The sequence below is a fragment of the Gracilibacillus ureilyticus genome, assembly GCF_900111195.1.
In the GTDB taxonomy this organism is placed as follows: Bacteria; Bacillota; Bacilli; order Bacillales; family Amphibacillaceae; genus Gracilibacillus; species Gracilibacillus ureilyticus.
In genome coordinates this window covers 40,536-52,468 of the sequence record NZ_FOGL01000001.1, presented here as the reverse complement: position 1 = coordinate 52,468, position 11,933 = coordinate 40,536, and the positions used below count along the sequence as shown (strand labels likewise).

Genomic DNA, 11,933 nt, shown 5'->3' with positions numbered 1-11,933 from the left:
TTGCATGAAAAGTTTATTTTTCCACTTTTATCATCCTTGTAATAAAAAAACCGTCACTATTTAAATCCTGAGGGAAAATTTGCATTCCGCATTCCGATACACCTTGTTTATTTTGCAGCAATGCTGGTATTTGGTTAAAGAAGTCCGGGTCAATCTGAAACTCTGGGTGCTGACCTAGAAAATAAGAAATCACTTTTTCGTTTTCTTCTTTATCTACCGTACATGTACTGTATATTAACTTACCTCCATTTTTTAATAATGGGGATACTTTGTCTAATATTTCTTTTTGAATTTTTGCAAGATGGTGTATGTCGTCTTCTTTCTTATTATATCTTATATCCGGCTTGCTTTTCAGCACACCAAGTCCGGAGCACGGTGCATCAATTAATATTCGATCAAAGGTGTTAGAATCATGCTTTTCATGCAGGTTCCTGGCATCTGACTGATCTGTTATTATTGAAGAGAGCCCTAACTGCTCCGCTTTCTTTTCTACTAGCTTTGCTTTTTTTTCATGTAAATCATATGCATAAACCTGCCCATTATCGTGAATTTTTTCAGCGATATGGGTAGTTTTACCGCCAGGTGCACTGCAAGCATCTAATATGACCATATCCTGAGTAAGATCCATAAGCTCTGCAACTAACATGGAGCTTTCATCCTGAACTGTAAACAAATTCTGGTCAAAAGACTGGTGTTTTAGCACATTTCCTTTTTCAATAATAATTCCCTGATCTGAGATTTGTGATTTCTTTAATTGGAATCCATCCTCTTCAAGGTTTGATATTAGCTCATCCCTACTTATTTTTAATGGCTGAACGCGGATTGTCATCTGCTTATGTGTCATGTTTGCCTGACACATGGCTTCCGTTACAGGATAACCATACTGTTCCACCCACCGTTTAACTAGCCATAATGGATGGCTTGTGGAAATACTTAAACGGTGAACCTCATCTTTTATTTCAGAAAAGTCAGGTACTCCCTCTCTTTGTACTGTTCGTAATACACCATTCACAAAATTAGCGATTCCTTTGTGACCCTTCTTTTTAGCTATTTCAACTGATTCATGTATAATGGCATGGTCTGGTACCTTTTCCAAATAATGCATTTGGTAGATCGATAAATATAACAGCCATTTTACCCAATTATTCATTTTCTTCTTTTTATCAACAAAAGATGCTAAAAAATATTCAATCGTTAATTTTCTTTGTAAAGTTCCATAAACAATTTCTGTGAGCAATGCACCATCCCTTTTTTCAAGTTGGTGCTTTTTCATCATCTGGTCAATAGCTAAATGACTAAACCCTCCCTGTTCGCCAATGCGAACAAGTAATTCCAGTGCAATACTTCTTAATAAATATTTTTCACTCTTCATTCGCCTAATTTCGCTCCTATTAAATCATTACGGTTTATCCCTCTTAAGAAATCACTTACTGACATCTTCTTTTTACCCGCAGGTTGTAACTCAAGAATTTTTACCGAGAGATTATCGCCTGTTGCTACGATGAGTCCGTCGTCTGTTATGTCAATAATTACTCCTGGTTGATGCTCTGTTGTTTTGTTATATTTTTCAGCCCGCCATATTTTCATGTTCTTCCCTTGCCATCTAGTAAATGCTACAGGCCATGGATGTAATCCGCGGATATGATTATACACATCCTGTTGAGTTCTTCTCCAGTCAATCTCTTCTTCTTCTCTACGAATATTTGGTGCATATGTGGCTAAATCCTCGTTTTGCTTTACTGGCTCTATCTTGCCATTAAATAATGCTGGTAACGTTTCTGATAACAACTCTGCTCCTATTACGGACAGCTTATCATGTAAACTCGCCACATCATCTTCATCAAGGATATCGGTCTCAGCCTGACTGATAATATCACCTGCGTCCAGTTTCTCTGCCATATACATAATAGTTACACCTGTTTTCTCATGTCCTTGCAGAATGGAATAATGAATTGGTGCCCCCCCTCTTAAGCTTGGCAGTAGAGAGGCATGAACATTTACACAGCCGAATTTCGGAATATCCAATAAACCTCCAGGTAAAATTTGACCGAAGGCAGCCGTTACAATCAGGTCTGGCTGAAGTTGATTAATTTTCTCATAGTCATCTTTAATTTTTTCAGGCTGAAAAACAGGCAGCCCGTGTTTTTCTGCTGCTCTCTTCACAGGTGGAGGTGTTAAAACTTTTTTCCTCCCTTTCGGACGATCTGGCTGAGTTACGACGAGCTGTATATGATACTCATCCTCGATCAGCTTCTCTAAAACAGGTACGGCAAAATCAGGTGTACCCATAAATATAATATTTTTCATACTTCTACCTCACTTACATTAATTGATATGGTTCAAAGTCTACTTGTATTGTTAAATCATTCTTCTGAATCTCATCATAATAATGTCGTAATATTTTACGGATTACTTTCCTCTGGTCTGGTTCATCTCTATATTTTATCATGCACTGGTACCGATATCTATTGTTTATCCTTTCAATTGGTGATGGAGTCGGTCCAAGAATTGTTACACTGTCTGATAAATGTTTATACAGCAGTCTGCTTATCGTTTTTGTCACTTCCATTGCTTTTAGCTGATTGGGGTGGGAGACATTTATTAATGTCAGGAAAAAGTATGGCGGATAATGAAAGTTTTTTCGCATTTGCATTTCTTGCAAAAAAAACTGCTCATAGTTATATTGGCTTGCAAGCTCGATGGCATAATGTTCTTTTGAATATGTTTGCAAAATAACCTCACCGGGCAGTTTGTGTCGCCCCGCTCGTCCACTGACTTGTGTTAACAGTTGAAATGTCTTTTCAGACGAACGGAAATCCGGCAAATTTAACATCGCATCAACAGCTAAAACCCCTACTAATGTCACATCTTCGAAGTCGAGGCCTTTTGCAATCATTTGCGTTCCTAGTAATATGTCCGCTTTTTTCTCCTGAAACTGATTTAATAGTTTTTCATGCGCACCTTTTCTTCTGGTTGTATCCACATCCATCCGGACAATTCTGGCTTCAGGCACCGCTTCTCGCAATGCTTCCTCTACTTTTTGTGTTCCTGTCCCGAAATATCTTATCTGGTCACTCTCACACGTAGGACAATTTCTAACCATTGGAATATGGAAATCACAATAATGACATTTTAATTGGTGACTGCTTTTATGAAATGTCAGTGCTATATCACATGCAGGGCATTTCATTACATCTCCACATTCCCGGCACATTACGAACGTGGAATATCCTCTGCGATTTAAAAAAAGTACGACTTGCTCTTTCTTTTCTATTCTTAATTTCACTGCTTCAAGCAGTCTTCTGGAAAACATAGAGCGGTTCCCCTGATGCAGTTCCTCACGCATGTCAACAATTTCTACCGGCGGCATTTCCTGTTCATTCATCCGGTCAGGCATCTCCAATAACTGATATACACCTTTTTTTGCTCTTGCAAAAGACTCAAGTAATGGAGTAGCACTACCTAGTACAACCGGGCAATGATGAAACTCACCACGATATTTCGCAACCTCTCTGGCATGGTAGCGCGGCTGCTCTTCCTGCTTATAACTAGTTTCATGCTCTTCATCAATGATAATTATTCCTAAATTCTCAAATGGTGCAAATATAGCGGAACGCGCACCTACTACTACTCTGACTTCTTTTTTATGGATTCTTGTCCACTCATCGAATTTCTCCCCTGGTGATAGCGCACTGTGAAGTACAGCAACATCGCCGCCGAACCTCCCTTTAAACCTTCTCACCATTTGTGGTGTCAGGGCAATTTCCGGTACTAACACGATTGCTTCTTTCCCTTTTTCCAACACCTTCTCAATTGCCTGAAGATATACTTCTGTTTTTCCACTGCCTGTCACTCCATGGAGCAGAAAAACATCGTTCATATTCTCATCAATCGATTGCCAAATGGGTGTAATCGCCTGTTTCTGCTGACTGCTCAATGGCAGAGAAGTTGTTCTTTCAAAACTGTCATCATTATAAGGGTTACGATACAGTTTCTTTTCAACACTTTTTAATAATCCTTTATCTATAAGTGCTTTAATTGTTGAAGCAGTAGTATTACATTGCTGAATTAACTTGCTTTTTTGTACTGGTAAAGGGTCATTCAAAAAATACTCGAGGATAACTCTCTGCTTTTGTGCGTTTTTAGGTAAATCTATCAATGCTTCCTCTAGTAAGTATAACTCTTTGTCCGGTTCAATAAACGCGACTTTCTTAACTGTCTCTTTTGACTGAACCATATAATTAATTTGCACAATGCCTTCATGGATAGATTTTAACAAATCTCTATAGTTACCCTCTCGCTCCACAAATTCGTCGAAATCAATTACAGCTCTTCCTGCAAATAACTTGTCCAAACCATAAGGCAAAGGATCTTCTGTTAATGACTCAATTTCTTTCTTGTATTTTGCTTTTAAAACTTGTGGCAGCATGGCTTGATATGCCTGAATATAGAAACTGACTGTCTGATCTGCCAGCCATTTCCCTAACTCTAGCAGTTCAGGGGTCAGCACTGGTGTCATATCTAACACCTGATCAACTGGTCTCAGTTTATTAAACTCCGATTGATCTGCTATCCCAATAACGAATCCCATTACTTTCCTAGGACCAAATGGTACAGAGACCCGGACCCCTTCCTTTACTAATTCTGTAAGGTGGTCCGGTATTAGATAATCAAAAGAATGATTTGTTTGACTTGTAGGCACATCAACAATCACCTTAGCTATTAGCATATTAATCCTTCCTTATTTCGTTCTCAATAAATGTTATTAATTGTTTAGCGATAACTTCTTTTTTTGATTTCGATATTGTTTGCTCTACTCCATCTTTTGTTAAAAAGATCACTTCATTGAAATCAGACTGAAAGCCAATCTCCTTATTACTTACATCATTAATGATAATTGCATCCAAATTCTTTTTATATAACTTTTCCTTACCGTACGCTTTTACATGATCAGTTTCTGCAGCAAATCCAACTAGATACTGGTGGCCTTTTTGTTCTCCCAAGTACTTTAGTATATCTTTTGTCCGCTCTAACTCTATAAAAAGGTTGCCATCCTGTTTTTTCATTTTCCTGTCCGTTTGCACTACAGGTCTGTAATCAGCTACGGCGGCTGACTTTATGACAATGTCCATAGCAGGATACAATTCGGAAATTTTATTAAACATTTCCTCCGCCGTAGTTACTTGATATGTCTTCACATTATCTGGATCTTCCAAAGTGGTTGGACCTGTGACTAGGTGTACTTCTGCACCTTCCCTTACTGCAGCCTTTGCTAATTCATATCCCATTTTTCCTGATGAATAATTACTAAAATAACGTACCGCATCGATTGGCTCCCTTGTTGGACCTGCAGAAATCAGGACTTTTTTTCCTTTCCATTTCAGAGTACGGGTTACCTCTTGCTGTAATAATGTCACAATTGTTTCTGGCTCTTCCAATCTGCCCTTTCCAACATAACCGCATGCTAAATATCCTTCGCCTGGTTCAATAAACCGATAACCCCATCCGTCAAGTATTTGCATGTTTCTTTGCACGGCGGGATGCTGATACATATGTACATTCATCGCTGGAGCTATGTATACCGGTTTATCTGTTGCGAGTAATGTTGTTGAGAGCATGTCATCTGCCAGACCATTGGCTATTTTTCCAATGATATTGGCGGTGGCTGGTGCAAGTAAGAAAAAATCAGGCCAGTCCGCTAAATCAATATGAGCAATTTTACTAGGATCTTTTTCATCAAAGGTATCCAAATATACCTCATTTCTGGAGATTGCCTGAAATGATAGAGGTGTTACAAACTTTGTTGCACTTTCCGTCATTATTACTTTAACATTGGCACCTGCCTGAGTAAGTTTACTAGTTAATGCAATTGCCTTATATGCCGCTATCCCGCCAGAAACACCTAATAATATATTTTTGCCTTTTAGCATTTTTTTGCTCCTTTCTAGTGGATAGAAGAAACCCTCGCAAGCAGATGCAATGCGAGGGAATATTGGTGATTAATTGATCATTAAAATGACTTTCTTCTTGTTAGTCTTCCTGTCCTTCTGATGCTGGATCTACAGTTAATTTTTCTGCTAATATTTCTTCTAAGGCAATACCAACACATGTAGCTGAGTCATGGGATTCTAATTGATGCACATTTGTATCCTGGATTTGGCGCGCTCTTCTTGCTGCTAGTGTCACTAATGTATATTTCGAGTTAATTTTGGACTGTAATTTATCAATTGATGGTTCTAATATCATTTTTCTACCTCCAATAGTGCTTTAAATTGTTTTGCCACTCGGTCTTTCTTGCAATGTTCACCCTGAACAATTGCCTGGACTTTTTTGACAGCATTATCCACATCGTCATTAACTACAACATAGTCATATGACTCCATCATTTCAATTTCTTTACGTGCTTCCTGTAGCCGACTTGTGATTAATTCCTCAGATTCTGTACCTCTGTCCTGAATCCGGTTCTTTAATTCTTCCAGACTCGGTGGAATCAAAAATACGAAAACGCCCTCCGGAAAATTCTGTTTCACCTGCATCGCACCTTGTACTTCTATCTCAAGAAACACATCATGCCCTGCTTCAATCATTTCTTCTACATATTGTCTCGGTGTTCCATAATAATTGCCTACATACTCAGCATATTCCAACAACCTGTTTTGTTCAATCATTTCTTTAAATTCATCATGTGAACGAAAGAAATAATCCACTCCATCCTGTTCCCCCTCACGTTTATTACGTGTTGTCATAGAGATAGAGTATTTTAAGTTTGTATCTTGTTCAAATAAAGCTTTTCTGACTGTTCCTTTGCCAACACCCGAAGGTCCTGATAAAACAAACAATATTCCTTTTTCTTTGATCAAAGTGCTTCCTCCTACTTATTCTTCACTAATTTCATCATGACTAATCACGCGCTGCCCGACTGTTTCCGGCTGAACGGCTGATAAAACAACATGGTCACTGTCCGTAATTATAACGGCACGAGTTCTTCTTCCATATGTTGCATCAACTAATTTATTATTTTCTCTGGCTACGGTAATGATTCTTTTAATTGGTGCAGATTCCGGTGAGACAATAGAAATAATACGGTTGGCTGAAACTACGTTGCCAAACCCAATATTAATTAACTTTAAATTCATTCGTGTGATCCCCCTTAATATTCTAAAAAGAACATGGATATGCGATGCTTTTATTCTATGTTTTGTACTTGTTCTTTAACTTTTTCTATCAAACCTTTTAATGTGATAATTTGAGCACTAATTGCAGCATCATTTGATTTTGAACCTATTGTGTTACATTCCCGGTGCATTTCCTGGACAATAAAGTCCAGTTTTCTCCCAACTGCTCCCTTATCCTTGATAACTGCCCGAAATTGCTCAATATGACTATGTAACCGGGTTAATTCCTCGGCAATATCACCTTTTTCTGCTAAAACAGCAATATCCTGATGTAATTTTACCTGATCAAAAACCGAAGTATTCCGGAGAAATTCATCGATACGAGCTTTTATTCTATCCTGATACTCTATTATAACAATATTTCTTCTTTCTCCCAACCATTTTAATATATTTTCTGTTTTTTGAAGGTAATTTTCTAATTCTGTGTTTAAATGAATACCTTCTTGTTTCCGCATTTTAACAACCTGGGAAACAGCCTGCCCGATTATCTCTGTCAACATTACTTCGATAGAGGAGGTTTCCGCTGTTTCTTCAACAATTTCCATTATATTGGACTGTTGTGCAATATGTTCAATTGAAATTTCACCTGGAAGATTGTATTTAGTTTGAATTTCCTGCAGATTAGAAATATACTGCTCCACCATGTTCCAATTTGTTTGTAATTTTTTCTTGGCCAGCTCTTCACTGATAATATGAATGGATATTTCTACTCTTCCACGGAATAAATGGTCCTTAATTAATTTCTTTACCATTTCCTCTTTGTGCAGTAAGTAGGAAGGCAACTGTGTGGTAATGTCAAGAAAACGATGATTAACTGTACGTATTTCAACAGACATAAATATGTCATCAGATTGGTATTCCGCCTTTCCATAGCCAGTCATACTTCTCATAAAATCACATCCATTTACATTTCTAGTATGAACCTGTATATCTCCATTAAACCTGTGAATATACCAATTATTTTCAATAATTAAATATAGCCACACTTTTTCATTCTCTTAGTATATCAAATTGCGGCAATTAATCACAAGCCGTTAAAATTGCCTAAAATAATTGTAATTCATGTTATAATGTGGAGACGAGGTGATAATGATGGTTTTTGATGGTATCGTTACAAGAGCTGTTGCTCATGAACTAGACTCAAATCTTTCTTCAGGAAGGGTACTAAAAATATATCAGCCAACAGATACAGAGCTATTGTTTACAATAAGACAATATGGTGAAAACAAGCAATTACTGATTTCTTCCCATTCCACTTATGCACGCTTACACTTTACAAATGACAAATATGAAAATCCAGCAGAACCGACAATGTTTTGTATGATGCTTAGAAAATATTTGAGTGGAAGTTTTATTGAATCAGTTAAGCAACTGGAAAATGAACGAATTATTCATATTCATTTTCAAACAAAAAATGAGATTGGTGATGTAAGCTTAAAAACATTGATCATTGAGTTAATGGGAAAACATAGTAATATCCTCCTTGTGGATGAGGAAAGACAGGTTATCCTTGATAGTATAAAACATGTGTCGCATGCACAAAACAGACACCGGTCCATCCTGCCAGGGAGTAGCTATATCAGCCCTCCAAGTCAGGGAAAAACAAATCCAATGACAATTGACGGGGAAACATTTATAAAAAAACTGGATTTTAATGGCGGCAAGCTTGATCAGCAAATTGTAAGAACATTTATGGGAATATCCCCTTTGTTGTCAAGAGAAATTATTCATCTTGCTGGGTTATCAAATTCTGCGGCGTACAGGAAAGCGTTCGAGAAGATTCAAAGTATGGCCTTACATAACAAGTATGAACCACATATTATTCACGCCGAAAAAAGCTTATTTTATGTATTGCCACTTGAATCTTTGTCAGGTAAAAAACAATCCTTTCATACGATAAGTGATATGCTTGATACATTTTATTCCGGAAAAGCGGAGAGGGACAGGGTAAAACAAAAAGCAGGTGACTTGCTGCGCTTTCTGACAAATGAAGTAAAGAAAAATCAGAGAAAATTAACAAAACTTGATCAAACATTAGAGGAAGCTAAACATGCAGATAAGTACCAGCGGGACGGGGAACTGCTAACAGCACATATGCATCTGGTAAAACAAGGTGACAAACAAGTTGAAGTCGTGGATTACTATGGTCCTGACCAGAGTACACGCACAATAAAACTAAATGAAAATAAATCACCAAGTGAAAATGCACAGGCTTTATTTAAAAAGTATCATAAATTAAAGAAATCAAAACAAATGGTTGAAGAAGAAAAGAAGAAAGCCATCGATGAAATTAATTATTTGGAAGAAATTATTGATCAGATTGAATCTGCAAGAGAACAGGATATTGAGGAGATTCGTGAAGAATTACAGGAACAAGGATATCTGAAAAAGAAGGTAAATAAAGGTAAACAGAAGAAAAAAATAACAAAACCAGAACCTGAAACCTTCTATGCGTCAGACGGGACATTGATTTTGGTAGGTAAAAATAATAAACAAAATGAATATTTAACAAACCGTATAGCTCGAAAGGACGAAATATGGCTTCATACAAAGGATATCCCTGGCTCCCATGTTGTTATTCGATCAACTGATCCATCTGAGGAAACATTAATTGAAGCTGCTCAGCTAGCTGCTTACTTTAGCAAATCTAAAAATTCCTCTTCTGTACCAGTTGATTATACACAAATTCGCCATGTGAAAAAGCCGAGTGGAGCTAAACCCGGTTTTGTAACATATGACAGCCAAAAAACAGTATATGTTACACCTGATGAAGGTAACTTATCAAAATTAAAAAGAGAACCAGACTAACTAATGGTTCTCTTTTTCTGATTCAATTCTAATGTCGTATTAGTGCTAAGATAAGTGCCATGCCGGAATTAATGAATGAAATTGGAAAAAATAGCTGACAATTATATGTATAATCGTATATAAGAAAAGGATAAACATATAAGTTCGTAACCACTTTAAAAAAGAAGTTTTCAGAAATAAAAATGATAATATCATACCTGCAGGAAATGGTACTAATACGATTAACCATATTGGTGCACCAGAATATTCGGTCAACACTCCTAAACTCACAACAGTTGTACCAATGATTAGTGATTGAACAATTCCCAGATTCATTTTTAAAATTTTGCTTCCGATATAGTAAGACATTGATGTTAGTAAGATTGCGATGACATAACTGACCCAGTAACTCATGTAACCATCCTTCCTGTTTATCTTGGAAATTATACCACAATTATGTATTTAGAAAAGTAAATATTTTGTAAAAAGGTTGTTCTCTTTATCCCTAATGCTTTATTTCTGACTAATCGGGTATAAATAAACTATTACTTTAAAAGACGGGTGATAGTTATGAAGGATAGGATTTGGTTAAAAACCAGGGACGCTTTTTGGTTTTTGCCATCTGTATACAGTCTGTTTTCTATTATTTCGGTTTTACTAATTGTTTTCACAGATCAATACATTATTGACCAATTCAAAGAAGATATCCCTTCGATACTTTTAACAAAAAAAGATGTAGCGATTGAGATTTATGCTTCCCTTGTTACAGCAATACTTACAATGACCACTATTAGTTTCTCTGTCATTATGGTTGTGCTTACCACATACAGTAATCAGTTTTCACCGCGAACTCTGCAGGATTTTATGAGAGATCGTACAACACAGCATGTGTTGGGAGTATACTGCTTTGGCTTTATTTTCGCTTTATTGAATTTGTTAATTGTTGGCAAAGAGAACATTTTCTTAGGTCCCGTATTTATGACGATCATAGCAATCATTGAGCTGGCATTTTTCGTTTACTTTATTCATCATTCCGCAAACTGGATGCAGGTAAACAACTTAATCAGGTGGATTGAAATAGACGGGGCAAAAATTATCAAAAAAAATATAAAAAAGCAGCAAAACTTTCATATTGCGGATAAGGTAAACCAAGATGAACTAAACTTTAGAAAAAAACAGCAAAAAAACCTGAAAGTAAAGAAATCCGGATATGTTCAGGATCTCAAATGGAATAAACTAGTGGAATGGTTAGAAAAGAATAACGCTGTGGCAGAGATGAGAGTAGAAGTTGGAGATTTTATCCAGAAAGATCTGAAGCTAATCAGTATTTATTCCGATAATAAACTCGATTCATACGAGGCTTTATATGAATACATTGTAATTGGTAATGAACGAACAGATCTTCAGGATGTCGAATTTACCATCCAGAAATTAGTAGAAATAGCTTTACGGGCTATATCACCTGCAGTAAATGACCCTCATACTGCCATTAATGCAATGTACCGAATTGGAAGTCTGCTGATCGAACTTGGCACAATTAATGATAAAGGGAAATACATTACAGACAAAAACGAGCACCTGAGAGTGATTAAAAGAATCAAAACTTTTCCAGACTATTTGTTTAAAAGTTTTTATCAAATTAGAAACTATGGAAAAAATGATATTTCGATTATGTACAGTATATTGGAAGTACTTAACAATGTAGCAATGGCAAGCAATACGAAAATCAGGAAAGAGATTTGGGAATTCCATTTCTACATTATTGAAGCAATAGATTGGGATGGGTTACCTGATCAGGAAAGGAATTATCTTCAATCGATCTATGAAAAGCTGAAAACGTGTTGTTCGGGAAATGATGCTGAAAAGTCAGGATGAAAACGAATTCGTTCATTATCCTGACTTTTCGTCATCTTTTTTTAACTTTTGATCGATAATTAGCGAAAGACTACTAATTATGCGGTTACCCGGGAA

The 11,933-nt window shown here is 36.7% G+C and carries 11 protein-coding genes; 2 read left to right on the top strand and 9 right to left on the bottom strand.

The window, feature by feature from the left end:
* Positions 1 to 13: 13 nt before the first annotated feature.
* The 8 genes from rsmB to BMW36_RS00220 form a co-directional block, all read right to left on the bottom strand.
* Entirely contained in the window at positions 14 to 1,372 is a 1,359-nt protein-coding gene (rsmB, locus tag BMW36_RS00255; protein WP_089737796.1) for a 16S rRNA (cytosine(967)-C(5))-methyltransferase RsmB, read from the bottom strand.
* Positions 1,369 to 2,307 (bottom strand): methionyl-tRNA formyltransferase, encoded by a 939-nt coding sequence (gene fmt, locus BMW36_RS00250; protein ID WP_089737794.1) that lies wholly within the window; start codon positions 2,305 to 2,307, stop codon positions 1,369 to 1,371. The genes rsmB and fmt overlap by 4 nt, the downstream gene beginning before the upstream one ends.
* Positions 2,308 to 2,320: 13 nt before the next feature.
* Positions 2,321 to 4,729 (bottom strand): primosomal protein N', encoded by a 2,409-nt coding sequence (priA, locus tag BMW36_RS00245; protein WP_089737792.1) that lies wholly within the window; start codon positions 4,727 to 4,729, stop codon positions 2,321 to 2,323.
* Position 4,730: 1 nt separating this feature from the next.
* Positions 4,731 to 5,930 (bottom strand): bifunctional phosphopantothenoylcysteine decarboxylase/phosphopantothenate--cysteine ligase CoaBC, encoded by a 1,200-nt coding sequence (coaBC, locus tag BMW36_RS00240; RefSeq protein ID WP_089737790.1) that lies wholly within the window; start codon positions 5,928 to 5,930, stop codon positions 4,731 to 4,733.
* Between the two features lie 100 nt (positions 5,931 to 6,030).
* On the bottom strand, positions 6,031 to 6,246 hold the full coding sequence (gene rpoZ / locus BMW36_RS00235; RefSeq protein ID WP_089737789.1) for a DNA-directed RNA polymerase subunit omega: 216 nt from the start codon (positions 6,244 to 6,246) through the stop codon (positions 6,031 to 6,033).
* Complete coding sequence (gene gmk, locus BMW36_RS00230) at positions 6,243 to 6,860, bottom strand: guanylate kinase (RefSeq protein WP_089737787.1); 618 nt, start codon at positions 6,858 to 6,860, stop codon at positions 6,243 to 6,245. The genes rpoZ and gmk overlap by 4 nt, the downstream gene beginning before the upstream one ends.
* Positions 6,861 to 6,875: 15 nt before the next feature.
* Positions 6,876 to 7,136 (bottom strand): extracellular matrix/biofilm regulator RemA, encoded by a 261-nt coding sequence (gene remA, locus BMW36_RS00225; protein WP_089737785.1) that lies wholly within the window; start codon positions 7,134 to 7,136, stop codon positions 6,876 to 6,878.
* A 50-nt stretch (positions 7,137 to 7,186) separates the two neighbouring features.
* Entirely contained in the window at positions 7,187 to 8,065 is an 879-nt protein-coding gene (locus tag BMW36_RS00220) for a YicC/YloC family endoribonuclease (protein WP_089738814.1), read from the bottom strand.
* A gap of 202 nt (positions 8,066 to 8,267) precedes the next feature.
* Here BMW36_RS00220 and BMW36_RS00215 point away from each other — a divergent pair, with 202 nt between their 5' ends.
* Positions 8,268 to 9,983 (top strand): Rqc2 family fibronectin-binding protein, encoded by a 1,716-nt coding sequence (locus BMW36_RS00215; RefSeq protein ID WP_089738812.1) that lies wholly within the window; start codon positions 8,268 to 8,270, stop codon positions 9,981 to 9,983.
* Positions 9,984 to 10,028: 45 nt separating this feature from the next.
* On the opposite strand, the gene BMW36_RS00210 is transcribed toward BMW36_RS00215, so the two are convergent.
* Positions 10,029 to 10,376 (bottom strand): hypothetical protein, encoded by a 348-nt coding sequence (locus tag BMW36_RS00210; protein ID WP_089737783.1) that lies wholly within the window; start codon positions 10,374 to 10,376, stop codon positions 10,029 to 10,031.
* 156 nt (positions 10,377 to 10,532) lie between these two features.
* Between BMW36_RS00210 and BMW36_RS00205 the strand changes: the two genes are divergently transcribed.
* Complete coding sequence (locus BMW36_RS00205) at positions 10,533 to 11,837, top strand: DUF2254 domain-containing protein (RefSeq protein WP_089737781.1); 1,305 nt, start codon at positions 10,533 to 10,535, stop codon at positions 11,835 to 11,837.
* Positions 11,838 to 11,933 lie beyond the last annotated feature (96 nt).

Bases quoted from the DNA above. Each gene is read 5' to 3' on its own strand.
- rsmB (WP_089737796.1), bottom strand. From the start codon at position 1,372: ATGAAGAGTGAAAAATATTTATTAAGAAGTATTGCACTGGAATTACTT.
- fmt (WP_089737794.1), bottom strand. From the start codon at position 2,307: ATGAAAAATATTATATTTATGGGTACACCTGATTTTGCCGTACCTGTT.
- priA (WP_089737792.1), bottom strand. From the start codon at position 4,729: ATGCTAATAGCTAAGGTGATTGTTGATGTGCCTACAAGTCAAACAAAT.
- coaBC (WP_089737790.1), bottom strand. From the start codon at position 5,930: ATGCTAAAAGGCAAAAATATATTATTAGGTGTTTCTGGCGGGATAGCG.
- rpoZ (WP_089737789.1), bottom strand. From the start codon at position 6,246: ATGATATTAGAACCATCAATTGATAAATTACAGTCCAAAATTAACTCG.
- remA (WP_089737785.1), bottom strand. From the start codon at position 7,136: ATGAATTTAAAGTTAATTAATATTGGGTTTGGCAACGTAGTTTCAGCC.
- BMW36_RS00220 (WP_089738814.1), bottom strand. From the start codon at position 8,065: ATGAGAAGTATGACTGGCTATGGAAAGGCGGAATACCAATCTGATGAC.
- BMW36_RS00215 (WP_089738812.1), top strand. From the start codon at position 8,268: ATGGTTTTTGATGGTATCGTTACAAGAGCTGTTGCTCATGAACTAGAC.
- BMW36_RS00210 (WP_089737783.1), bottom strand. From the start codon at position 10,376: ATGAGTTACTGGGTCAGTTATGTCATCGCAATCTTACTAACATCAATG.
- BMW36_RS00205 (WP_089737781.1), top strand. From the start codon at position 10,533: ATGAAGGATAGGATTTGGTTAAAAACCAGGGACGCTTTTTGGTTTTTG.